Below are 24,709 nucleotides of genomic sequence, written 5' to 3'. Positions count from 1 at the left end.
AAAGCCTAAGTGACTTTTCGCTAACTCAAGCGCCGAAGAAAAACATAGACTTGGAACGGGTCATAAAGGGAACGATCAACCGCCACAATCTCTGCTTTCGGGAATGTTGCTTTGATCCAATTCAAGCTCATTGATGTATCGCCATAGGTAATGTCGCCATCAACTGCTGGCCTAGGATGAGGTAAAAAAGAAAATCCATTTTGTTTATGTGAGGAAATTAGTTGGTCAATCACACCAAGCCCTCGAGCATTTTGGTCGATATTCCAGTATTCAACAGGCCTAATTGTTATAACCAAAAGTCCGCTTGATTCTAAATGTTGAAGCAGTGTTTCAATTGATCTAACAGTTGCCCGCTCAGAAAGATGCGTAAATACAGAAAATGCGTAAATAAGAGAAAATTTCCTCGAACCCGTTGGAAGATCCACCGGAAGATAATCGGATAACAAGAAATTTCTCTCAAGTCCATCCGAGCGACATATCTCTATCGACCTGTCCCAAGGATCAACCCCAAAAAAGTTTTCAGAATTGGTGAAATAATACATTAAACGCGCAATCCGCCCATATCCGCAACCAAAGTCCAAGATTGATTTATTATCCAGGGTAGTACCTGAAAATTTACAAAAGTTATGAGCGACTGAGCGAACAAAAGCTGTGGTCTTTGTTAGCAAGTCTATTCCCGAACTCCCTGTCCAGCTTAACTGGACTTCATTCGTCGCCATTTTGGGAAGAATCTTTGACATTTTTGGGTAGGCCATATTTGGCATAGACCAAAGAAGCATACCGAAATCATCTAAGCCAAGACAGTAGCGCAGTTGCTGAAATAATTCATCCCGTGAAGTGGAATACCTTAGTGAATTTTCTATTTTATATAACTCTTGATTTACGATGTCTATAAACGCAGACTTAATTTCAATCTCAGCCATCAACATTTTTTCGCCTTCGATTACAAAAGATATGTTAAATATCCCTGTGTGAATCCACTTGATCTGAAAACCACATTTTATATTTGGATGTATTTCTCCTAGAATAGTTTTTGTAACATCGTCTCTCTGGACATCGCAAGGGAAGGTTTCCATAACACCACTGCCTTCAACCACAATCTGTGCTTCTTTCTCCTCTGTTGGTAATACCCAGCCCGTTAAGAACACTTCTGTGACATTGGTAGAATATTCTAAATTGGGACTGTCAATACTATATCCAATGATTTTTTTCTCAAATTTGTTTGGGCAATTGATTATTTTCTTGATTAGCGTAAACATTGCTATACCTCCATTTTAGATTGAATCAATAAAAATCTGTTAACTACTGTAAAAAACGCTCTAAACCATGCCATCGAACAAAAAGTTCAAAGAAACCCGGCCAATTTAAAGGTGACGGCGCAATGGGGTTAGGAGTAGGTTTTAATTGGACTTGGGAAAAAAAGTTTCTGAGAAGTTCGGCTGATTCTATCGGGCCAATGGCTTGCAAAGATTCAAAGGTGTTCTTGCCGTGAAACCGATAGTAATATAGATCTTCCTCTAAAAAGAATGGTTCAGTATGAACTAAAGCCCGAAGTAAAAAATCCCAATCATGGCAATATCGATAATCTTTAAAATCACCCAAAGCATTATAAAGGGCTTTACTAAAAACAAAGTTTCCTGTCGATATACTGATGTTAAATGATAAGCAAGCAAATCCCAAGGAAGGAAATTGCTTCAGCTTGATATTTTTTTGTGATCCGAAGTAAGATTGAGCCATGTAATGAGAGTCAGTGATAGTTGTATCATTATCATCAATATATTGAACCCGACTAAAAACAAATTGATGGTTTTGATTTTGCATAACCTCAACAATGCGTGAAAGTCTGTCCTGATGATACAAATCATCTGAGTTCAGAAGTGCAATCAATTCACCAGTAGATTGTTTGATCCCGTGATTAATGGCATTATGAGCACCTTGATTCTGATTAAATGGGTAAAATTTTGTGCGATTATCAAACTTAGCAATCCAGCTTTTACTGTTAATAACCTGCTCAATTTTTTTGACAGAATCATCAGGAGAACAGTCATCAACAATGATCACCTCTATGTTGTCATAAGTTTGAGCAGCAACTGAGTTAAGACACCTTTCAACAAACTTTTCATGTTTGTAGCAAGGAATAATAACAGAAATCAGCGGATTTTGAGAAATTTTCTGCATGGTAATTATCATTGAAGATTTACAATTAACATTTTATCGTATCCGGTGTTTTAGTTTATACATCAATCAAACAAACATTCAGCAGAAATTTTTCCTAAAAAATCCGACATTACCTTAATTAAATCTTCCTTAGCTTGAATATTCTTTTCTAACTTCTCTAAAAGATGCCAACGATAAACATCACTTTCAATCGCTATCCCTCGCAGCGGATTTAAGATAACTTGCCAACCTTCGGAGTCTAACAAGGTTTGTTCAAAGTTGTCAATTCCTAGGAGTTGGAAACCGGACTTAAAGGGAATCAGTGCCAAAGGAATACAAGTATTATCTTCTAAAACAGCCTGTAATTTAAACTCTGTGTTAGATTTCAATTCAGGGTTGTTAACCTTGGTGAGAAAACCGCTATTTTCTGCTCCTGGAATGGTTGAGTGAAAGTTTGCTACGTCTAAGCGCTGTTGATCAATGGGAGTTCTTTGCACCAAACGACCTTTTGATAAAATTTCAACAGACTTAATAGGAGTCTTTTCATTCAAAATCCAGCCTTTAAAAACGATAGAAGTCATATAAACATCTGCATCAGGAGGAAATGATTCTATATTCCAATACAGTCCTGAAGGAACTGAAAAAGAAATAATTTCTTGAGGTATACCCACTGTTTCTACAATTTTAGCAAGGGCTTTTAATGACCTGTCTTGTGATAAAATTCTCTGTTCTAATTGATCAAGATATTGATTTATCCAATCCGGTGTTTTATAGGGAAAATACCTCAATAAATTCAGAATTGTTTTCCAACCCGTGTTCCCCTCTAAAGCCCTAGAGGTTGCCATCAGATAGCCATGTCCAAATTTCGTATCAGGCTCAAGATGCGCTCCTTCTGCCCATTCATTCCAAGCATTAATAAATACTAATTGTTCATCACCTGAAGAACAATGTTTGGCTTTTTCAATAGAACCGCGTAACCATAATTCATACCAATCCGGATGGAAATTCAAAAAAGCATGAGCTCCACTTTTCCGTCTGGCTGTGTTATCCCAAGATGTCATTGCTCCTGGAAAAAATTTAAAATCAGGCATTGCATCTGCAACGCCATTGATGGCTGCATCTGGGTAATCGAAGAAATGACCTGAAAAATCTGAAACTATGGTTTCAGGTGGTGTCAATTCCTTTGCCGGTATTCCATGAGGGGGAAATTGTACAGCAGAGTCAAAGCCCAATTGAGTTGGATCAACTACTCCTGAAAAACAAGTAATGGCAATCGCTAAATGAACTTCTCCAACTCCCTGTTGTTTAAATATCTTTCTCCAGAGTTCTGTTGTGCGAATTGGATCTGGTAAAATATCGCTTCGATAAACAATCAGTAAAGGAGCACCATTGATGCGAATATATCGCTCATCTCTTAAAATATGAACAATGCTTTCAGCAAAAACTTGATTTTGTTCTAACGAGTGATCTTGTGCAATCAAGACTTCATGGGCTAGTCCATCCCATCTTCTTGTCCAATTTTCATTAGCCCAGCAGATGCAAAAGGGAAAGTCAGGTTTTTTACTGGCAACAACTTCATCAATCGGTCGATGTAATAGGCGCTTTCCTGCAAACCAATAATAATAATAACAGAATCCATAAATTCCATATTTTTTGGCTAGTTCAGCTTGAGCTTCTCGAACTTCAGGAAGACGTAAATCATAAAAACCCAATTCTGCAGGAATGTGGGGTTGATAATGACCTTCAAATAAGGGTTTTGCACGGCTAACATTTGTCCATTCCGTAAAACCTTTACCCCACCATAAATCATTTTCTGGAATTGGGTGAAATTGTGGAAGATAATAAGCAATTAAACGAACATCATTGATAAGTTTGGGCTTGTTTCTCGGCTGAATTGTTAATTGAGTTAGTTCTAATTTTTGATATTCAGCCCGGGGGTAAAGTAGGGCAATATCTTCATCAGGTATTACAGGTTGATCGTTAATCAGCGAAGCCTCTAACTGTTGTCGAAGACTGATCAGTTGGGGATTTAACTCACTTGCCTTTTCGTAAGATGCGATCGATTCCTCTTTCCTCCCTAACTGCTCCAACACCTGTGCCAAGTTAAAATAAGACCAAGCTGCGGACGGTTTTAACTCAATAGCCTTCTGAAAGGCTGTAGCTGCTTGCTCTAAGCATCCAAATTTCCAGAGAGCTTCCCCTAAATTTTGATAAGCACCATAAAATTGTGGATTATACTCAATCGCTTGCTGATAAGCGACCACTGCTTCTTCTAACTTTCCTTCTCTTAACAGTTGGTTGGCTTGCTGAAAGGCTGTCACCGTCATGAATTCTTCGCTCTCAAAAAATAAGGGTTGCTGGTCTGAGGTTTAGTCAACATAAAGCATCCTATCACAATTTCAACCTAGAAATCGATAGGCACGATTGGCAGAAGGACGATTAATCTGTGCAAGAGTTCCCCGTAATTATATGCTAATCTTAGCTTATCATCTTAATGTATTCAATTTTTTCTGGGTATTCTTCAAGGGAGAGCACTAATAATGGAACCAGAATATGCCACAACTAATGATTGGTACAAAGCCAATCGCCCTAAATTAAAAATATATCGGGGTCAATGGATAGCTTATACTAATCAAGGCGTGATTAGTCATGATCGCGATTATGACAAAATGAAGAGTGGCATCGCTCCAAGCTTATCAAGCCTAGATTATGTAATTGAGCGTATATTTGAAAGCGAGTTTGTAGAACCTATCCGCTTTTATCCTGTGAGAATGAGAACATTAAAAGCTCACGATTGGCAACCTAAGTATGAGTTAATAATGAAGTCTCAGAACGCAGTGAAAGTGAAAATACTTGTTGATTCTGGCGCTGAACTCAGTTTAATCACCAAGAAATTAGGGAGGGATTTAGGTTGTGCTAAGGCGGAAGGAGAAATTAATAATAAAGCAGAAGGAGTTGGTGGCAGTATTGAGTATCTATTACGATAGGTAGAAATACAGTTGGATGGTCATATTTTTACCGCGCCTGTAGCTTGGGCACAAACGGATTTTTGTGAGGAGATTCTTCTAGGTAGGGAGGTGGTGTTTGATTTATTTGATATAGAATTTAAGCAAGCTGATGAGACGATCATTTTTAAATGGCGTGGCGGTCAAGCATAAGTAGTTGATAATCCCAAAAACAAAGGTGATTCAATGAACAATATCGAGAGTTCTAGTCTTTATGAACAAGATTATTATCTTTGGTTAGAAGACACTTATCAAAAGTTAGAAAAAAAAGACATAGATGGAATTGACTTAATACATTTAATGGAGGAAATATTGGCTTTGGGGAATGAACAAAAGCGCAAGATTTCTAGTTATTTAAGACAATTACTAATTCATTTATTGCTTTACCAATATTGGGAATCAGAACGAGAGCATTGTGGTAAAGGTTGGCAAACTGAAATTGATAATTTTCGGTTTGAACTGGAACTATTATTAAAGTCTAAAACTTTGTATAATTATTTTTTGCAGGAAATAGAAGAAATTTATCCCAAAGCCCGAAAGCAAGTGATTAAAAAAACCGATCTTCCTGCTGCAATATTTCCTGAACATTGTCATTTTAAAGCTGATCAGTTGTTGGATTCTGATTTTTCACCCTAGCCCCTGTCAACCGACCAATTAAGCTCCAGGACTGTTTAATTTTCCATGATCCCCAAACATTTAAAACTGTTGCTATACAAACTAAACCACCGCTTAGGGTTTTCTATAATTGGCTAGATTTCACAACCCGCGCAGGCGGGTTTTGTCTGTGTAGCGATAGATTTCAATCTGTCGGAATCTTGAAAAACCGGGCGGGTTTAGGGAGATGGTTGATACCTGCTCAAAATTGTCTCGAACCCGCCCCTACAGCCGTTGCACCTTTTGAGCTTGTAAATCAACAATTAAAAGAACTAAAGTGTTTTTGTCCATGGGATTCCTTGTTGACGAATGCGATCGCTAAAATAACATTATAGATGGATTTAAAATTAACTATCCTAACACAATCGCCATTTTCTAATGGAAGAATTGCTGTTTTTAATTGTGTAAAATTAGACATAATTTCATTGATTTAATTGTTTTGAATTGATATTGAAGCCCTGAAGGGCTTACTACGAGTGTCTGGCTTCGATCATCATTTTTACAACATCGGGCATTTTATATTTTGCCTTCCATCCTAACTTTTGTTCTGCTTTACCGGGATTTCCTCGACCCACTGCAATATCCGTAGGTCGTAATAAATTACTATCAGATTCTACATAATTGTTCCAATTTAAACCCACACAGGTAAAGGCAGATTCAACGAATTCAGCTAAAAAATAGGTTTCCCCTGTGGCAATTACATAATCATCGGGTTCTTGCTGCTGCAACATTAAATACATGGCTTCTACATACTCGGGTGCCCAACCCCAATCTCGTTGAATTGAAATATCTCCTAAATAAAGTTTATCTTGTTTTCCGGCTGCAATATCAATGGCTGCTTTCACAATTTTTTGAGTGACAAATCGTTCAGGACGCAAAGGAGATTCATGGTTAAATAGAATCCCAGAACAGGCAAATAAACCATAGGCTTCTCGATAGTTAGCAACTTCCCAAAAAGCTGTTGCTTTAGCCACAGCGTAGGGACTACGAGGATGAAAGGGAGTATTTTCATCGGCAGGGAGTCCTTTTGTATCTCCAAAACATTCACTAGAACTGGCATTATAAAGTTTAATTTTTGCGCCTGTAAAGCGGATGGCTTCTAATAAATTTAATGTACCAATTGCCATGCTTTCTAAGGTTTCTACAGGCTGTTCAAAGGATAAACCCACAGAACTTTGACCGGCTAAATTATAAACTTCATCGGGTTTAACTTTCGTCAAAATTTGCAATACACTTCTAAAGTCCGTGAGACTCATGGATTCTAATTTGATTTTTTCTCGAATTCCTAGACGAGATAAATTGCCAAAAGAAGACATTTGAGCATCCCGTGATGTGCCATAAACGGAATAACCTTGTTTTAATAAAAGGTCAGCTAAATAGGTTCCATCTTGTCCTGATACGCCACAAATTAATGCAGTTTTCATCTTTAATTGACAATCCTAATTTCAGTTTTTAACAATAGAATCAACGACTAACAATCCCTAAAATTCGTTCCATTGCATATTTCCATTCAGGAGATTGACTTAAGGTAGAAGCATCCAAAGGATAGTTTTTGTAATTAGATAAGCGCACAAAATCACTCACCCATTCTAACACGGTTTCGGTGACAAATTCAAAGGGGGAGTATTTTAAGGATTGTTCCAGAAAGTTAACCATTTGAGACAGATTCCCTTGGGTATAATGATACCAAGCATTCCAAAGGAGTGACGAATATTTGAGACGATGATTTAGATATTTTACTTCAGTTTTAGTTAAAGCTAAATGACTCAAGCCATTTTCTTCGGGGGAAGTTAAAGCAATTTCGATGATTTCTAGGGTTTGTTTTAACATCCGGTCTTCTTTAAATAGTTCTTCTGCTCGTTGTTTGGATGCTACACCCATTTTAGATAATAACAGAGGATTAACCGCCAATTTTTGCAAAGTTTCAACTAGATCAGTGACTGTTTTTTCAGGATCAATATTAGGATCAGTTAAGAGTTTTCCGGTATCTCCTAAACCTTCGGGAATACCACCCGCCGCCGAGGCAATAATGGGTAATCCTTTTGCCATGGCTTCCATAATCGCAAAGGAGGGAGCGGCTTCTGCTAGGGAGGTTAAAATAAAGATATCACAGGCATCTAACCAGTCGGGAATATCCCACCGTTGTCCTAAGAAGATGACGCGATCGCTAACGCCTAATTCTTGCACTTTTTGTTTTAATTCGGGTTCTAAATTATGATCACTTCCCTGTCCAGTTCCTGCCCAAACAAAGTATAATTTTTCCCAGATAGAAGTATGTTTTAATTGGGCGATCGCATCTAACTGAAACCGATGTCCTTTTATTGGTGCTAACCGGGCAGTTGTTAAGCACATAATCCCATCTTCAGGAATACCAATTTCTTGGCGCAACCGTTTACGAGTGGCTAAATTAGGCGAGTCAAAATATTTTTCTGATCGCCCATAATAGACTACATTTCCTTTCTCTTTTGGTAAGCAAAATTGGTCTTGTAAAATCCGAAGATGTTCGTAAGCTGCGGTATTAAAAGTTCGGGCTAATCCATATTGATATAATACGCCTTTGGCATAGGGAACACCATCTCCCATGGTAAAATTGATATGTTCGGGCATGGCTAATCCCAGGGCAATCATATAGGGAATATGGCGTTGAATTGCGATTTGTTTAGCAGCAAAATGGGAGTAGGGCCAGCCATCACTAAAAATAATAAAATCGGGTTTAATTTCATCATAAAGAGCTTCCGCATCTTGGGTATTTCTGAGAATTCTAGGTAAATCTTGGCTAGTGCTATAGTCTAACCAATATTGCTGAATTCCTAACTCTTTTTCCTCCTCAACTAAGGGGTTATCATGTTTGGGTCTAACGGCCGTTACCCGATAGCCTAATTTTGCTAATTCACAAAGAATTAAATGATCATATTGTGCTAAACCTCCAATACCGGGATCATCAGTATTTATTAACAGAATATGGGGTTTATTCAAGGGAGGATTTATGCTGGGTTGGGGTTGGGGGGTAAGTTTTGGATTCATAATTTTATGGATAATAGATTGCCATTCCTGAGATTGAATTAAATCATAAGTGTCTATTTTTTCCCCATAATCTGATGCTATATTTTGAAAGGCATCAAGCCATTGAGAAATAGTTTCTGTCAGAGGGAAAAAAGTATATTCTATGGATTTCTCTAAACAATATATCATTAATTGAGGATAATGATCTCGATACATTCGCCAAGCTAACCACACCCAGCGATCATAACTTTCTTTTCGACGTAACTGACGAATTTTAGCGGGAAGATCGGGATGGTCAAAAAATTGATCCATAATAATTCCAGTATTTTTAATAACTTTTAATCCCCCCGACATTAAGTTATTGTCATGTTGACGGTAACAAGCATGAATTTCTTTTAACCAAACGGTTTTACATCCCATTAAGGATAAACGTAAAACAAAATCTAAGTCTTCGGTAGGGGGATAACGATAGTCAAATCCTCCCACTTTTTCCCACCATTCTCGGCGCAAAATCATAGCACTCGGACGTACACATTTATGTAAAACCCACGTTTCCAAATTTAATTCTGGTGCATTTAACCAAGGCATAATTACACTAACTCCAATGCCTTTTTGATTAACAACACACCAGCCACTTTGAATAAAATCAATAGTTGGATTATCATCAAAAATAGCGACCTGTTCAGCTAGTTTTTGAGGTAAGAAAAAGTCATCTCCATCTAAAAAAGCTAAAAATTCTCCTTGAGCAATTTCACAACCCTGATTTCTGGCTTTTGCCGCTCCTTGATTGTCTTGATAAATATATTTAATTACGGGAAAAAAAGGTTTTAGAATTTGTTGAGTTTGATCTTGAGAGCCATCATCAATAACAATAACTTCATAATTAGTATAGGTTTGTTCGAGAACACTTTTAACACATTGTTCAATATATTGGTCACAATTATAAGCTGGAATAATGACACTCACTCTAGGTTTATTTTGGGGAATATTTTCCGTAATTAGTTGTTTCCATTCGGGTAAGTTATAGAATTTTTTTAAATCGAGTTCATAACCATAACCCTGACAATAACCCATGAATCGATTTACCCAGTCAGAAATAGTAATTGCTACGGTATAAGGAGTATAAAGTAAAGATTTTTGGAGAAATTCAGCCATGGCTTGAGGATGATGGGTATGATATAAATGCCATGCCATCCAGGTTAAAGTTTCATATCGAGCGGGTTTTTCGAGTTGAAGAATTTCATCGGATAAATTGGGTTGACTGAAAAAATAATCGTGCAGTGCTAACATTAAGTTAGCTCTTTCTCTAGCTTTTTGATTAGAAACTGTTTGCTGATGTTGCCGATAATTAACAGTAATTTCAGGAAGCCAAATGGCGGCATATCCGTGTGATGCTAAACGCCAAATAAAGTCAACATCATCGACTCCATTAAACTGAGAATTAAATCCTCCAACTTGCTGCCAAGATTCTCGCCTAAACATTAAAGAGCTAGGTAAAATTGGAGTTCTTTTTATCCAAGTTTCTAGGGTTAAATCGGGTAAATTATGCCAAGGTTCAATATCAGAAATATGATAATTATTTTGATCAATTAAACGCCAGCCACTATTAACAATAGCTACATTGGGGTTAGCATCAAAATAGGCAACTTGATGTTCTAATTTTTGGGGTAAAAATACATCATCTTGATCGAGTAACGCAATAAATTCTCCTTTGGCTTCCTGAATTCCTCGATTTCTAGCGGCTGCAACTCCCTGATTAGATTGCACAATATAACGAATTACAGAGGGGTTCCCATGTGTATCTATGTAATGTTGTATAATATTGGGCGTATTGTCCGTTGAACCATCATCAACGATAACAATTTCATAGTTTGAGTAGGTTTGACTTAAAACACTATCGATGGCTTGGCTAAGGTAGTGATCGCCATTATAGGTAGGAATAATAACACTAACTCGAGGAGATGAACTCAACATAAATTTAACATTTTAGCTAATCAACCTGTTATTATAAGTCTTATTGAGATCGATAATCAATTATAGGAATAAATTTTAATGAGTTTTGATTCTAATTTATTACCCAAAAACCCCATTTCAGCTTCCAGTTTATACGAACAGGCGGAACTTTATAGAAGTAAAGGAAATTTGGAAGATGCGATCGCACTTTATCAAAAAACTATCGAACTTGATCCTAATTTTTCCTGGGCTTATCATCAGTTAGGAGATATTTTTTCTCAGCAAAACAAATGGACGGAAGCAATTGTTGTTTATAATCAAGCGGTCGCCCTTAACCCTGACTTCTCCTGGTCTTATCATAACCTAGGAATGGCGTTAATTCAACAACAACAATGGGATCAAGCGATTTATGCTTATTCTAAAGCCATTGAAATCAACCCTAATTTTTGTTGGTCATATTATTATTTAGGAGAGGCTTTTTATCAGCAGCAAAATTGGCAAGAATCTGTTATTGCTTATTTTAAGGCTTGGAAGCAAAACCCTGATTTATTAGAAAGTGTCAATCAAATTGGAGTCATTCTTCAAGCTCAAATTAAAAAAGGATTAGATACTGTAATTAATGAGTATGGTCTAGCCCTCAATCAACCTGATGATTTTGCACCCTGTATCAAATTAGCAGAACTCCTCATTCAAAAAAAATATGAGTTTGCAGCCCTTATATCATATCATATTGCCCTGCAAATCCAACCCAATAATTTAGATATTTCTCAAAAAATAGCAACACTTTTAGATGAAAAAAGGGTTTTAGATCAAGAGGTTGAAAAATGTCAGAGTGCTGTTGAACTGAATCCTAATGATCCTCAAGTTCATTATAACTTAGGAATGGCGTTAGCCCGCAACCAACAGCCAAAGGAAGCAGTTTTTAGCTATCTCAAATTTTTAGAACTTAAACCCGATCTCTATCTTTGGAATTATCAAAATATTGTAGATTTTATTCAAGCAGAAAACCAACTGAGTCAAGCCATTAATATTTTTGATCAAGCCCTGGAAAAACATCCACAATCCTCTATTTTATATTTGAATTTAGCCGTATTATATACTGCTCAAGGAGATTTACAATCTGCGATTAAATATAATTATATTGCGGGTCAAAAAATCATCCCTAAATTCCGTCCACAATGGCAAAATATTTCCGAAACCTTAAAACCGGTTAATCACCTAGATTACTTAATTATTGGAACCCAAAAAGGAGGAACAACTTCTTTAAATTACTATCTCTCTGAACACCATAATATCATGTCCTCAATGATTAAAGAAATGCCCTTTTGGTCAAATCAAATTGATAGAGGTTTAGAGTGGTATTTTTCTCATTTTCCCCCTATTCCTCCTAACTATCACTGTTTAGTAGGAGAAGCCACACCCATAAACTTTAATTCTCCAGAAGTAGCCGAAAATTTAGTTAAATTTTTTCCGAATGTCAAATTAATTTTATTATTAAGAAATCCCATTGACCGAGCGGTTTCTCACTATTATCATTGGTTAAGTTTAAAATGGGAATTATCCTCTTTTGAAGAAGCAATTCAACGAGAAATCCACCAATTAGAGGATCAAAAAACTGATTTTTGGACAAGACTCCATGACCCAAACTTTCAAGGCTATTTAGCTAAAGGGTTGTATATTCATTTCTTAGAAAAATGGATAAAAGTATTTCCTAGGGAACAGTTTTTAATTTTAAGCAGTGAAGAATTTTATGCAAACCCTGACCAGGGAACAACAAAAGTCCTTAATTTCTTGGGTTTACCCGAATATCATCTTTTAAACTATCATCAATATAATACCCGACCCTATCCGCCCATCTCTGAATCAACTCGGAGATTACTCAATCATTATTTTCAGCCTTATAATCAGAAATTAGAAGATTGTTTAGGAATGCGGTTTAACTGGCATTAGATTGAGTTTATCTTTCTATAATCACGCTATGGAATTAAATCCTGATTTTCACTAATCACCCACTAAAATAACCTGAATAGGTTAAACCCGTAAAAAATTATGATTAAATCTTGGATGGTAATTGGAGGAGTGGCATTTTTAGTCGCCTTAGCCAATAATATTCTTTTAACCCCTGATGATATCCGATGGTTTAATCGTTTAACCCGTCCCAGTTGGTTAACCTTTGAAAAAGCAATTCCTTTAATTTGGACAATCGTTTTTATTGCGGGGGCTTGGTCAGCAATTTTAGTCTGGGAAACCGAACCCGAACTATCCCAAACCTGGGTATTAATGGGATTTTACCTATTATTAGAATTAGTGATTTTGTCCTATACCCCGGTAATGTGTAAAGCCAAAAGTTTACGCATCGGAACAATATTAGGGGGGACAGGTTTTATTTTAGGCTTGATGTTAATGGTCAGTGTTTGGCCAGTGTCTCAAACCGCAGCCTATTTACTCCTTCCCCTTGTCCTGTGGAGTCCAATTGGAACCTATACCACCTGGGCGATGCTCCCACTCAACCCCGCAGATGCTTGAAAAACAGACCAGCCACCTACTATTTATTCAATAACAGGTGGCTGCTGTGACATTAGGGATCAAGGCCGCAAGCGGTGTACTTTTAAGATAAGGACAAAGTACGGCGTTTAGTGGTCATCCGATAGGCTTCGATAATATCGCCCATTGCCCAGTCATTGAAGTTATCCAAGGCGACACCGCATTCGTAACCGGCGTTAACTTCCTTAGCATCCTCTTTCATCCGTTTCAGGGAGTCGAGGACACCTTCGTGAACCACCTCATTTTTCCGACGAACTCGGATTTTACAGTTCCGAACCACTTTACCCGACAGCACATAACAACCCGCAATGGTATTGCGTCCCACGGGGAAAATCGCCCGAACTTCCACTTGACCCAGATGTTCTTCCACCAGTTCCGGCTCTAATAGCCCTTCCATGGCAGCCTGGACGTCATCTAAGAGGTTGTAAATGATGTTGTAATCACGGATATCTACTCCGGCGCGATCGGCTGCTTGGCGAGCACCATGGGCTAAGGTGGTATTGAATCCTAGTAAGACCGCATTACTGGCCGAGGCTAAGTCAATATCCGTTTCCGTAATTTCACCCGGAGCCGCTAACAGCAATTGCAGTTCCACTTCTTTCTGAGGCAGTTTCTTCAGGGCGCTGACAATGGCTTCCACAGACCCTTGAACATCCCCCTTGAGGATTAAGTTCAGTTCCTTCAACTCACCCTCTTGAGCGCGGGCGGAGAATTCACTCAGACTGATCCGACCCTTGATTAACCGGGTTTCCCGTTTGGTTTCTGCCCGTTGGGTAGCCAAAGCCGAGGCTTCTTTTTCACTTTCAAAGACCTCGAATTCATCTCCAGCCGCCGGGACATCCCGCAGACCTAAGACCTCAACGGCAAAGGAAGGACTGGCATTATCGACGCGATCGCCTCGGTCATCCACCATAGCCCGGACTTTACCCAGGACTGAACCGGCCACCACAATATCCCCAACTCGCAGAGTACCATTTTGTACTAACAGCGTTGCCACGGGGCCTCGGGACTTGTCGAGGTGAGCTTCAATAATTGTTCCTTTGGCTGCCCGGTCGGGGTTGGCATAGAGATCTTCAACCTCCGCCACTAACAGAATCATTTCTAGGAGGGTATCAAGGTTTTCTCCCCTGATGGCACTCACCGGAACCATAATCGTGTCGCCGCCCCATTCTTCGGGAACCAGGGCAAATTCCGTTAACTCCTGTTTCACCCGATCGGGCTGGGCGCCTTCCTTATCAATTTTGTTGATAGCAATAATAATCGGGACTCCCGCGGCCTTAGCGTGGCTAATGGCTTCAATGGTTTGGGGTTGGACACCATCATCGGCGGCCACCACCAGAATTGCCACGTCCGTAACTCGCGCGCCCCGGGCTCGCATGGCGGTAAAAGCTTCGTGACCGGGAGTATCCAGGAACACCACTTGCTGGGTTTGACCCTCATGTTCCATATCGACATGATAGGCCCCGATGTGTTGGGTAATGCCCCCGGCTTCGCCCTGAGCCACTTTGGTTTCGCGGATCGCATCCAGGAGGGTAGTTTTCCCGTGATCCACGTGACCCATGATCGTCACCACCGGAGGACGCCGTTGCAGATGCTCCAGATCGTCGGCGTTGAGCATATTGTCGGGCTTGATTGCACCGGATTTGAGTTTTTCGTTTTCAACTTCAACGCCAAGGTCTTGACAAATTAACAGAATTGTGTTGTAGTCCAGGGTTTCCGTAATATTAACGGCAATCCCTTGGGAAAACAGGCGTTTGATAATTTCCGTTTCCGGTAGGATTAAGGCTAAAGCCAGTTCCTGAACCGTCATTGGCCCAGGTACGATCACTTTCTCCGGGCGTTCAGCCTTGGGTTTGGCCTCCGTCCGGCGCGAACTTCCACCAGAAGAACCCGAACCGCGACTGGGGGCGGGTTTTTTCGGTCTAGCCGTTGTCGCCGTCACATTTTGCCCTGGGCTGGCTTTAGGTTTGGGAGGACGTGCCAGGGATACGCTGATCATGGCATTATTGGCATTCAGCAGAGACAACGCATTCAGTTCATCGTCATCGTCTTCATCCAAGGAGGGTTTTGCCCGTCGCTTGGCTTTGAGTTTAGCTGCCTTCGCTTTAGCTGGATCTACAACTTCTTCTTCTTCCTCCTCCCATGCTCCTGTTCGTTTTCCTGGGCGCGGGGGGTTGGGTCGATTTAAGGTGACAGCCCGTTTTGGCCGTTTGACTAAATCATCGGTAGTAGAAGCGGGTTCATCCTCGGTGCTCTCTTGAGATTCTCCATCCTCATCAATAACTTGAGCGGGTTTACGCGCGGCCGGGGGTTGCAAATCTGAGATAGATCGGGGTCTGGGACTGCCAATCTCTTTACGCGGCGGTCTTCTGGCTTCTGAGTCCCTTTCTTTCCCCTCAGGGGTCGTCTGTTGAGACTTGGGCGTGGGTTTTTCGGGAGATTCCGTTTTGGATCTGGACTCAACGGGTTTAGGCGTTGGTTTATTCGTCTTTAAAACCGGCTTGTTTTTAGAAATTGCTGCGGGCTCTGGGCTAACAGTGGCAGTAACTGGAACTGGCCCGGCAGGTCTAACCGGCGGCGGCGACAGGGGTGCGGCTTCCTCAAGAGATAAATCCTCTTCGGAAGTTTCTATTTCCCCTACGGATGCTAACCCAGCCATCTCCTCATCAGTTGCTGAGGCAACGTTTTCGGCTGTTATCGGGGATGATTCCGTTTCTGCTGGAGCCGAAGCATTGGGTTTTGATAATACAGGTCGATTTAACGTGGGTTTCACAGGCGCTTTTGAAGAAACAAGTGATTTAGGTGGGGTGGCAACGGAAGTTGAGTCAGAGGAACTGGCCTCATCGTAGGGGGGGGAGGACTCGAAGCTCGACCGAATTTTGGGCTTCTGGATCTCTAAAATTTCTTGCCGTTTTTTGTCGCTGGGTGCGGTCGCTGATAATTTCCCATTAGGTTGCGATCCCGGTGCTTTTCCTTCAAGCTGACCCGGGTTCGGATGAGTTGCGACGTATTTTTCAATGCGTTCTTTATCTGATTCTGAAATCGTGCTACTGTGGCTTTTAACCGAAATATTTAGCCGTTCACACACCGCTAAGATGTCCTTGTTATCCAAATTAAGTTCCCGTGATAGTTCGTAAATTCTGACTTTGGCGTTGTTCATCCACTGACCCCTCTTCTTACCTACCCATGGTTTGATGTTTACATAGTTCGATTTACTCTTACAACAGTAACCCGCACATTTTAAATAACGATATCATCTACTCTGGTTATTTAAGTGTCAAGGATGCAGATGTAAGGTCTGCTTTGACATTTCTTAATGTTATTTTAATTTTTGGTGAAATTGAATTCCTCAAATCTTTAGGATTGTCTTTTATCAAGTTAGCAGATATTAACCTTATGGTGAAGGATAATCAATTTAGTTACTCAGTTTACTCCATTTTGCTTCAACTTAAACCTCTTAGTCCTCTATCTGGGGAGTAGGTTTGCTGACGGAATAGAACAATATAACAATATTGTTGAGCAACTCCAGATCTTCAGATTCCCGGTAATTGTTCCCACCCTTCCCTATCAAGTAGGACGTGGGGGGATCAATTCCAGGTTAATCTAAACGTTCCCATAGACTTTGGTACACTTCCTCCGACACCGATGTTCGGAGTGCGTGTCCCAGTCGATTTTTTTTCTGAGCTAGTTTCAAACAATCTGGGTTAGGGCAAAGATAGGCTGAACGACCCATGCCATGATCCAATTGTACCTGATGTGATGGATAGAGCCTGACAAATCGCCAGAAGCTTTCCTTTGCACCCAATCGGCGACAAGCTACACAACGACGTTGATTTTTCATGGGTTGAAACTTAGCAGTTCACACTTGATATCCAGCAAAGCAAACCAGGACGCTCCCCTACCTCCCCTGCTCCCCCTACTCCCCCTACTCTCCTACTCCTCCTCCCCAAACTGATCATAGTTGCGATCGTTGATCGCCTCTTGACGTTCAAATTCTTCGGCAATTTTTTGATCCTCGGCCGCGGCATCATATTTAGCCGTATCCTTAATATCGATTTTCCATCCCGTCAACCGAGCCGCGAGACGAACATTTTGCCCCTCCTTACCAATGGCCAAACTCAATTGATCTTCAGGAACCAAAATATGGGCGCGACGTTCTTCGGGATTGACTAAACGCACCTCATCAACTCTGGCCGGACTCAGAGCATTGGCAATATAGGTGGCGGGGTCAGGAGACCAGCGAATCACGTCGATTTTCTCGCCCCGCAGTTCGTTGACCACCACCTGAATTCTTGACCCCCTAGCCCCAATACAAGCCCCAACGGGATCAACATCCCGATCCAAGGTATCGACGGCAATTTTAGTCCGGGGGCCAACATGACGGGAGGGGGGGTTGGCTTCCCGAGCTACGGCCACAATTCGCACCACTTCATCCTCAATTTCTGGGACTTCATTAGCAAATAGATAAACCACCAACCCGGCATCAGCCCTTGATACTAATAACTGTGGGCCCCGTTGAGAACCTTGGGATACTTTTTTCAGATAGACCCGGAAGGTAGCATTGGCGCGGTAGTTATCATTGGGCAGTTGTTCCCGTTTAGAAAGTTCCGCTTCCACCCCGGCTCGACCAAAGCCACTAGCCACTTCCAGAATCACCGACTGGCGTTCAAACCGGAGGACTTTGGCTTGCAGTACAGTGCCTTCGAGTTCTTTGAACTCCTCCTGAATCATTTTGCGCTGCTTATCCCGCAGTTTTTGAGCTAAAACCTGTTTGGTTTGGATCGCTGCCATCCGACCAAATTCCCCTTGATCCGGGGTGACATCTAGGGTGACGGTATCCCCTAATTGGGCTTCGGGAGCGACTTCTCGCACGTCTTTTAAAGCGATTTGATGATCTTGATTACTAACTTGTTCAACAATAGTTAAATTTTTGGCTAAGACTCGAAATCCTTCTTCATCGACATCGAGTTCTACATCAAAATTATCAAAATAATCTTCACTAAATTGGGTCTGAATTTCGATAGTCCGACGATACCGTTCATACCCTTTTAATAGGGCTTCTCGCAGGGCTTCTTCTACCGCCTGTTTGGGTAAATTCCGCTCTTGAGAAATGCCATTAATCATATCTTGCAAACCGGGCAAACTCACCATTGACATAGTTTTTATCCTCTAAACTTTATTTTTTGTTGACCACACAGATGAATTTTTCACAGAAAATTGGGGAAGTACATCACCCGAAAGGTTAAATCACGATCTTGTTAAAATCTTTAGGGGTTAAAAACTTTACTCCTCAACAGTTTCATCGAATAACACTTCCGTAATTAATTCCCGGGGAATGGCTAGTTGTCGTCCTTTTTGGCTTAAATAAACCGTAGTTTCATCCCGACTCACCAGTTTTCCCCGTTGTTGAGAATGACCTTTGTAGGGTTCGGATGTTTTAACAATGATGGAAAATCCTTTGAATGAAATGAATTCGCGATCGCTGGTTAAAGATTCTGAAATTCCGGGGCTGGAAATCTCCAACACATAGGCATCGGGAATAATATTGCTGGTCTCTAATTCCTCATCCAAGGCTCGACTCATCCGTTCACAATCTTCCAATCCGGTATCCTGACTGGGGTTGCGGATATCTACACGCAGCACAGGAGGTTTCTGATTGGTGTAAAAGGTTGCCCCGACCACTTCCAGTCCCAATGTTTGGGCGATGGGGGTGGCGATGTCGAGAATTTGGGGGATTAGAGGATGAGCCATAGTTGACGTGAATACTAGAGTCTACAGGGGTTATGAGCTTAACTGCCATTAAAAAAGTGGGTCAATCCCACTTAGATCGTGAAACAGTGTCTTCTCACCAAGCCAAAGACGAACCTTGTGGGTTCGCCTCTTTCTCTAGTTTAGCTTACAGGGAAAGCAATTGCCAGGTATCGGGTTTCGAGTTTTGCTCTGGCATCTGGGATCATTTCTGTTTATTTGGTTTCTTTGAGGTGTTTTTGTTGCTGTAATTGGGCAAGAACTTGTTCAAAGTTAGATTCATCTACTTGTTGAATATAGTTGATTTTGAATTCTTCTAAAAAGTCAACTAACAGGGTTTGGATTTCCTCTAAGCCTTGTTCTTTTTGCAGTTCTTCTCCTAAAATTTTATTAAAATTTTTAACCAATTGATTTGATAATTTTGTTCCCACGGGATCATTCATGGCTTTGGTCACGGTTTGATATGCTTCCTGGGGCCCTTCCGTGGCTAATTTAGAAAGTTCTGTAATAATTCTTTCTTGAATCTGTTGGGGAATTTGTTGTAACCCGGGAATAGTTTTAAACTGTTGAATTACGGGAGATTGTTCGATAACCTGTTCTATATTATAGCGCAATAATGATTCAATGTCGAGTTCCAATTTAGGAATAACTTTATAAACAACAATCTGAATTAAATGATTAGCTATCGCTTCTATCTCATTCACATTATTAATATCTAAATAGGGTTTATTTGGATTCAAAAAAAGTTGTTTAAAAATATCACCTCTCCTAATTTCACCTTGAATCTGTTGAATCACTTCAACCACCACAAACTCCGTTAATTCCCGAGCAATGGCGGCGACAAATCCCCTAGTTATTTGGATTCTAATGGGTTCCAAAGTAATAAAATGTACCTGATTTAAACGAATCGCTACTGGAATAATTCGTAATAACCTAAAAATAGGTAAAAACAAAAACACATCATACCACCGCCATAACATCGCATCAAACCACGTTACCTTAGAATAACGACGACTAATTAAATAAGTTCGGGCTAAAAATTCTAAAATGAAAATAATAGTAAAGGGTAAATCAACCTTCCAAAACGTGCGGGTAAATTTTCCTGTTTCCGAGATACTTCGATAATAGTTTGTCGCTATTAAAGGTGTAATATTCTTCTCAAACCATTGAATTTGTTGATCATATCCTTGTTGTCTAAGATAAGATGAAGACCACAATATATTAAAGGCTTCTTTTGCAGAATTATTAGGATTTTTGATCTGCTCTCGCATCCGATTTTTTATCCGTTCTAAAGTCCCACTTTTCTCGGCAATAGCAAAGGGATTTTCATTAATAATTTCCTCACTTTGATTTCTCAATTTCCCTAATATTTCCTCGGTTTCCGCCGAATATAAGCTAGTTTCCGCTACCGTTGATTTTAATTGTTCAATCGTATCTAAATATTTTTCTGTGGTTTGATGGGGTTCAATTCCTTTAATCGGATCATAAACTTGAGTCAAAACTGGAATATAGTTAAAATAGTAATCTCGCAAATCCGTATAACTCAGGTTGAATAAAACCAACCCATAGTTAAGCGTTGCGACCATGGCCATCAACTGTTCAAACCAGGGAATATTTTGATTTTTTTTAACAGAAACAGTATTTTTCACAATTAGATATTAAAAAATAAAACAACAACAAAATATTAATAAATCTCCTCGTTGTTAGACTTTAACCTTAAAGATAGGAGGGCTAAAGCCCAACAACGAATTTTTTTAATGATGTCCACATACTTACATTTGTAGGTATTATGAAGTAGAAAAATCTACCCTAACCTTTCACATTCAATACAGTTTACCCATTTAATCTATGTCCCATACTTTAGCAACTCCCCAAATTAGTGTCATCATTCCAGCATACAACTGCGATCGCTATATTGGGCAAGCCGTCGAAAGTATTCTTAATCAAACCTATCCTGCTGACGAAATTATTATTATTGATGACGGTTCCCAAGACAATACCCGTCAAGTCTTACAACCCTATTCTGACTATATTCGCTATGTTTATCAAGAAAATCAAGGGGTTTCTGTAGCCCGAAATCATGGGTTAAATTTGGCGCGGGGAGAATTTATTGTGTTTCTGGATGCGGATGATACCTTTCTTCCCGATAAATTAGCCGCCCAAATTACCATTTTTCAAGCCCAACCCCATCTAGGACTGGTTCAAAGTGGATGGCGTCGCGTCACGCACACGGTCGAAACCCTCATGGATGCGACACCTTGGGATTATGTTCCAGAATTGAATTTAGAAAATTGGTTGCGTTGGAAACCCTTGGGAACCATGGGAACCTTAATGTTTCGTCGGGAATGGTTATTAAAAATAGAAGGATTTGAACCCGGGTTAGCCCACGCGGAAGATGTGGATTTAATCTTAAGAATGGCATTATTAGGGTGTGAATCCGCTTGGTTACGTCAATCAACGGTTTGTTACCGTCAACATGACCGGAACACCATGCGGGATGGAATTTCTCAAGCGAAATCAATTAATTATGTGTTGGACAAATTTTTTAATCTTCCTAATATTCCCCTGGAAATTCGGTTAATTGAAAGTTGGGTACGTTACAGTACCTTGGTTTGGAGTTCCTGGTATTTATATTATACCGGATTTCCGATGGAAATGACAGAATATCTGCAAAAATCTTGGCAATATACGCCATTTTTAGCAGTAGAAACCCTAACAAATTGGACAGAAAGTTTTGTGCATTATTCTGATAGTTTAGGACAGGCTTTAAATGTAAATCAGCTTTGTAATTTACCCGAATGGCAAAATTTAACCCTTTGGGTTTTACAACAAACAATAGAAAAACGTTCTCAACCCTTGGAACTGGAAATTAAATTGCTGTAATTTCGGCTAATTCCAGTAAACTCAGTAAATTATTGATATCAATTCGCATATCTAATAATCCCAAATGGGTCAAATTTTCTTCGGTTTTATCTGCAACCAGTTCCCCAATTAAATAGTAATGTTCCAGCCCACAAACATTGCTAATAATTCGATAGCAAGGCGGCACATAGGTGGGAGCAAATAATTCGATAATTTTGGTTCCAGGTTGACAGAAAACAATATTAGATAATCCCGCACCATGGGGAGCTAAAACCACCGATGCACTCGCCATTAATTCAGCCTGTTCAGAAATCGTTAAGGATTCTAAAACAACGGTTTCAAAGTTAAGAGATTCCAAACTTTGCATCAACTCATCTTGGTTAACCACGTTCCGAGAAACTGCATTTTCTCGACTAATATAAATGCGACGATTTGCCGTTATTGTTTTAGCGGCTTCGGGGACAAACTGCTGTTTTAAGAAATTACAAATCCATTCCGGTGTTGCTGTCTTATTTTGAAAGAAGTTAGGAGCAGGAACAATCAGCTTTTTCGCTTGAATATAGGGTTTATCAACACTTTGAATGATTTTATGTTCAGGAATTCCTAAGATTTCTAAGGTTTGTTTTTGGTAAGGTAAGTGACAACTATTAAACACAAAATAGTCAATAATCTCTAAATCCATACCACTCTTTTTAAGTAAATGAATCCCGGGCAAAACATCATACATCCAATGATAAAAGGATTCTCCCCAACGCACGGAAAGGAAGGCAACAGTTCCATTAATATGATGAATTGGGGGTAATTTACGGGAGGATAAAACTAATTCAGCACACCCGGTTGAAATATCCGTTAGTAATTCATTATGGGCCGTGATCACCGCACTGGTCGCCGAATCTCCCCAGACCCTACCTTGATCTAATTTGACAACAAACCCATTCCGAGTATCTGCTTGGCTGAAGATAAAACCCGGATGAAATTGAGCAACGGTTTTAGAAGGATTGAGAGCAATTTCACTCCCCGGATATACGGGAATATAAGTGACATTAGAACTAAAATCTGATGTGATTAATTTTTCGGGATTAACAAAACAATATTGTTCTAAAAGTGACAGAGGCAAATCCTTATGGTTATAACAGTTAATCGCTGCTTCTGTGTGTCCTTGCTGTTGTAAAATTTCAGCAATATTTTCATAAGCTGAAATTAAATCTGGCTTGATTTGTAAAGCCTGCATTAAGTAAGACAGGGCTTGATCTAAGTCTTGTTTTTTTAACCAAATTTCTCCTAATCCAGCATAATATTCAGCAATTTTAGGGTTAATATTAATAGCAGTTTGATAGGATGCGATCGCTTCTTCCCATTGACTTTGAGATTGATAGAGATTCCCTAACTTGTAATGTAAAAGATCAGCTTTAGGATCGGTTTTGAGACATTCCTGATAAACGGAAATAGCGGTTTCAATTTCCTGCTGTTCAATTAAGGTTTCTGCTAATTGATCTAAAAGCCAAAGATTATTACAATTCAGTTCAACTGCTTTACAATAAACTTTAATAGCTTGATCCCAGCGTTGTTGAGCAATCAATACTTTTCCCAGGGGGGGATATAACCAATCCGTATTCGGTTCAAATTCAATCGCTTGATAATATTCTATTAAAGCCTGCTCAAATTCCTGAGTTTCACACAGAGCATTTGCTAAGGTAAAATGTAACCAAAAACTATCGGGATTAATCTCCAGGGCTTGACGATACCAATTAATTGCTTCTGCGGGTTTTCCAGTCTTAGAAAAAATTTCTCCTAACTTATAATAGGAACCAAAAAACTTAGAATTTAAGGCGATTCCTTGATAATAAGCAACGGTGGCTTCTTCCCATCTTTCTTGTTCAGATAAAGCATTTCCCAGTTGATGATATGTCCAAGAAAAATCCGGGCTGAGTTCAATGGCTTTTTGATAATTAGCGATCGCTTGCTCATAATTCTTTTGTTGAACTAAAGCATCGGCTAACCCTTGATAAAATAGGTTACTATTCGGATTAAGAATAATGGCTTGATTATAGGCTGCGATCGCATCTTCCCATTGTTGTTTCCGACTGAATGCCTCTGCTAATCCATAATGGGATTGAGGCAAACTCGGATAGGTTTCTACGCCCTTTTTATATAATTCAATGGCTTGATCTAATTTGCCTTTTTCAATTAAGGTTTTTCCAAAGTCTATATATTCTTGAGGTGTGACACACTGGGGTTCTAAAATTAAGGCTTGATACCAAGCATTTGTGGCTTCTTCTGGTTGATTCAGATTGATCAAAACCGTATATAAACTGTGATAAATTCCAGCTTGATTCGGTTTAAAGTGTAGGGCGGTTTGATAGGATTGCAGGGCGTCCCGCCATTGTTGTTGTTGAACATAGACCGCGCCTAAATTGGCATGAACTTCTGCCCAATCGGGTTTGAAGTCGAGGGCTTTGGTATACCAGAATTTGGCTTCATCCAGTTTCCCTTGCAATTGTTTCGCTAACCCCAGGGTACTGTAAGTCGGGAGAAAACGAGGTTGCAACTTTAACGCCTGTTGACACACGGCGATCGCTTCATCAAACTGCTGTTGGGCAATATGGTGATTTGCTTCTGCGTGTAAATCAAGGACAGTTTTCTCTGGAGTGTCGGACAATGGCATGGTCAACCGCAAAAATAGGACAGCTTTTAATATAGACGTTGAATTGATGGAAATAGTTTATCAATTTCTGAGGGAACAGGGAATAGGGAGCAGGGGAGGCAGGGGAGGCAGGGGGAGC

The 24,709-nt window shown here is 39.9% G+C and carries 17 protein-coding genes; 6 read left to right on the top strand and 11 right to left on the bottom strand.

Features of this window, described 5'->3' with window-relative positions; all coding sequences use genetic code 11:
- Positions 1-20: 20 nt before the first annotated feature.
- The 3 genes from PL9631_RS18920 to PL9631_RS18910 all read right to left on the bottom strand — a co-directional run bounded on the left by PL9631_RS18920 (position 21) and on the right by PL9631_RS18910 (position 4,484).
- Positions 21-1,259: a class I SAM-dependent methyltransferase gene (locus PL9631_RS18920; protein WP_083622703.1), complete on the bottom strand. Its 1,239-nt coding sequence runs from the start codon at positions 1,257-1,259 to the stop codon at positions 21-23.
- Positions 1,260-1,302: 43 nt separating this feature from the next.
- A complete protein-coding gene (locus tag PL9631_RS18915; protein ID WP_197046434.1) occupies positions 1,303-2,178 on the bottom strand; it encodes a glycosyltransferase family 2 protein in 876 nt (291 codons plus the stop codon).
- Positions 2,179-2,240: 62 nt separating this feature from the next.
- Positions 2,241-4,484 (bottom strand): glycosyltransferase WbsX family protein, encoded by a 2,244-nt coding sequence (locus PL9631_RS18910; RefSeq protein ID WP_083622700.1) that lies wholly within the window; start codon positions 4,482-4,484, stop codon positions 2,241-2,243.
- 213 nt (positions 4,485-4,697) lie between these two features.
- Between PL9631_RS18910 and PL9631_RS18905 the strand changes: the two genes are divergently transcribed.
- The 3 genes from PL9631_RS18905 to PL9631_RS18900 are packed head-to-tail and all read left to right on the top strand — an operon-like array spanning position 4,698 to position 5,798.
- Positions 4,698-5,144 carry a DUF5678 domain-containing protein gene (locus PL9631_RS18905; RefSeq protein WP_197046433.1) on the top strand — a complete coding sequence of 149 codons (447 nt, stop codon included), beginning with the start codon at positions 4,698-4,700 and terminating at the stop codon, positions 5,142-5,144.
- A gap of 12 nt (positions 5,145-5,156) precedes the next feature.
- Positions 5,157-5,315: a hypothetical protein gene (locus tag PL9631_RS26265; protein ID WP_197046432.1), complete on the top strand. Its 159-nt coding sequence runs from the start codon at positions 5,157-5,159 to the stop codon at positions 5,313-5,315.
- Positions 5,316-5,348: 33 nt separating this feature from the next.
- Positions 5,349-5,798 carry a DUF29 domain-containing protein gene (locus PL9631_RS18900; protein WP_083622699.1) on the top strand — a complete coding sequence of 150 codons (450 nt, stop codon included), beginning with the start codon at positions 5,349-5,351 and terminating at the stop codon, positions 5,796-5,798.
- A 488-nt stretch (positions 5,799-6,286) separates the two neighbouring features.
- Here the strand turns inward: PL9631_RS18900 and PL9631_RS18890 are convergent, their stop codons facing one another.
- On the bottom strand, positions 6,287-7,240 hold the full coding sequence (locus tag PL9631_RS18890) for a GDP-mannose 4,6-dehydratase (RefSeq protein WP_083622696.1): 954 nt from the start codon (positions 7,238-7,240) through the stop codon (positions 6,287-6,289).
- Between the two features lie 40 nt (positions 7,241-7,280).
- Positions 7,281-10,793, bottom strand: coding sequence for a glycosyltransferase (locus tag PL9631_RS18885; RefSeq protein WP_083622694.1), 3,513 nt, complete (start codon positions 10,791-10,793; stop codon positions 7,281-7,283).
- Between the two features lie 78 nt (positions 10,794-10,871).
- Between PL9631_RS18885 and PL9631_RS18880 the strand changes: the two genes are divergently transcribed.
- Positions 10,872-12,722 carry a tetratricopeptide repeat protein gene (locus PL9631_RS18880; protein WP_083622692.1) on the top strand — a complete coding sequence of 617 codons (1,851 nt, stop codon included), beginning with the start codon at positions 10,872-10,874 and terminating at the stop codon, positions 12,720-12,722.
- A gap of 99 nt (positions 12,723-12,821) precedes the next feature.
- Entirely contained in the window at positions 12,822-13,298 is a 477-nt protein-coding gene (locus PL9631_RS18875; RefSeq protein WP_083622689.1) for a TspO/MBR family protein, read from the top strand.
- 82 nt (positions 13,299-13,380) lie between these two features.
- Here the strand turns inward: PL9631_RS18875 and infB are convergent, their stop codons facing one another.
- From infB to PL9631_RS18850, 5 genes are all read right to left on the bottom strand, one after another.
- The gene (infB, locus tag PL9631_RS18870) at positions 13,381-16,476 is read right to left on the bottom strand and encodes a translation initiation factor IF-2 (protein ID WP_083622687.1); all 3,096 of its coding nucleotides are present in this window, start codon (positions 16,474-16,476) and stop codon (positions 13,381-13,383) included.
- Positions 16,477-16,914: 438 nt separating this feature from the next.
- The gene (locus PL9631_RS18865) at positions 16,915-17,157 is read right to left on the bottom strand and encodes a YlxR family protein (protein ID WP_083622686.1); all 243 of its coding nucleotides are present in this window, start codon (positions 17,155-17,157) and stop codon (positions 16,915-16,917) included.
- Positions 17,158-17,249: 92 nt separating this feature from the next.
- Complete coding sequence (gene nusA, locus PL9631_RS18860; protein WP_083622684.1) at positions 17,250-18,473, bottom strand: transcription termination factor NusA; 1,224 nt, start codon at positions 18,471-18,473, stop codon at positions 17,250-17,252.
- A gap of 126 nt (positions 18,474-18,599) precedes the next feature.
- Positions 18,600-19,067, bottom strand: a complete 468-nt coding sequence (gene rimP, locus PL9631_RS18855) for a ribosome maturation factor RimP (RefSeq protein ID WP_083622683.1) — start codon at positions 19,065-19,067, stop codon at positions 18,600-18,602.
- Between the two features lie 212 nt (positions 19,068-19,279).
- Positions 19,280-20,713 carry a hypothetical protein gene (locus PL9631_RS18850; protein WP_231516788.1) on the bottom strand — a complete coding sequence of 478 codons (1,434 nt, stop codon included), beginning with the start codon at positions 20,711-20,713 and terminating at the stop codon, positions 19,280-19,282.
- 199 nt (positions 20,714-20,912) lie between these two features.
- Between PL9631_RS18850 and PL9631_RS18845 the strand changes: the two genes are divergently transcribed.
- The gene (locus tag PL9631_RS18845; protein WP_083622681.1) at positions 20,913-21,947 is read left to right on the top strand and encodes a glycosyltransferase family 2 protein; all 1,035 of its coding nucleotides are present in this window, start codon (positions 20,913-20,915) and stop codon (positions 21,945-21,947) included.
- Here PL9631_RS18845 and PL9631_RS18840 read toward each other — a convergent pair.
- A complete protein-coding gene (locus tag PL9631_RS18840) occupies positions 21,934-24,591 on the bottom strand; it encodes a tetratricopeptide repeat protein (protein ID WP_083622679.1) in 2,658 nt (885 codons plus the stop codon). The two genes, PL9631_RS18845 and PL9631_RS18840, sit on opposite strands and share 14 nt — an antisense overlap.
- Positions 24,592-24,709 lie beyond the last annotated feature (118 nt).

The organism is Planktothrix paucivesiculata PCC 9631, assembly GCF_900009265.2.
Classification (GTDB): Bacteria; Cyanobacteriota; Cyanobacteriia; order Cyanobacteriales; family Microcoleaceae; genus Planktothrix; species Planktothrix paucivesiculata.
Note: the sequence above shows the minus strand (reverse complement) of the source record. Positions and strands in the feature narration are given on the sequence as shown.

What these genes read in the sequence shown, in the direction of transcription:
- PL9631_RS18920 (WP_083622703.1), bottom strand. Translation starts at nt 1,259, where the DNA reads ATGTTTACGCTAATCAAGAAAATAATCAATTGCCCAAACAAATTTGAG.
- PL9631_RS18915 (WP_197046434.1), bottom strand. Translation starts at nt 2,178, where the DNA reads ATGCAGAAAATTTCTCAAAATCCGCTGATTTCTGTTATTATTCCTTGC.
- PL9631_RS18910 (WP_083622700.1), bottom strand. Translation starts at nt 4,484, where the DNA reads ATGACGGTGACAGCCTTTCAGCAAGCCAACCAACTGTTAAGAGAAGGA.
- PL9631_RS18905 (WP_197046433.1), top strand. Translation starts at nt 4,698, where the DNA reads ATGGAACCAGAATATGCCACAACTAATGATTGGTACAAAGCCAATCGC.
- PL9631_RS18900 (WP_083622699.1), top strand. Translation starts at nt 5,349, where the DNA reads ATGAACAATATCGAGAGTTCTAGTCTTTATGAACAAGATTATTATCTT.
- PL9631_RS18890 (WP_083622696.1), bottom strand. Translation starts at nt 7,240, where the DNA reads ATGAAAACTGCATTAATTTGTGGCGTATCAGGACAAGATGGAACCTAT.
- PL9631_RS18885 (WP_083622694.1), bottom strand. Translation starts at nt 10,793, where the DNA reads ATGTTGAGTTCATCTCCTCGAGTTAGTGTTATTATTCCTACCTATAAT.
- PL9631_RS18880 (WP_083622692.1), top strand. Translation starts at nt 10,872, where the DNA reads ATGAGTTTTGATTCTAATTTATTACCCAAAAACCCCATTTCAGCTTCC.
- PL9631_RS18875 (WP_083622689.1), top strand. Translation starts at nt 12,822, where the DNA reads ATGATTAAATCTTGGATGGTAATTGGAGGAGTGGCATTTTTAGTCGCC.
- infB (WP_083622687.1), bottom strand. Translation starts at nt 16,476, where the DNA reads ATGAACAACGCCAAAGTCAGAATTTACGAACTATCACGGGAACTTAAT.
- PL9631_RS18865 (WP_083622686.1), bottom strand. Translation starts at nt 17,157, where the DNA reads ATGAAAAATCAACGTCGTTGTGTAGCTTGTCGCCGATTGGGTGCAAAG.
- nusA (WP_083622684.1), bottom strand. Translation starts at nt 18,473, where the DNA reads ATGTCAATGGTGAGTTTGCCCGGTTTGCAAGATATGATTAATGGCATT.
- rimP (WP_083622683.1), bottom strand. Translation starts at nt 19,067, where the DNA reads ATGGCTCATCCTCTAATCCCCCAAATTCTCGACATCGCCACCCCCATC.
- PL9631_RS18845 (WP_083622681.1), top strand. Translation starts at nt 20,913, where the DNA reads ATGTCCCATACTTTAGCAACTCCCCAAATTAGTGTCATCATTCCAGCA.
- PL9631_RS18840 (WP_083622679.1), bottom strand. Translation starts at nt 24,591, where the DNA reads ATGCCATTGTCCGACACTCCAGAGAAAACTGTCCTTGATTTACACGCA.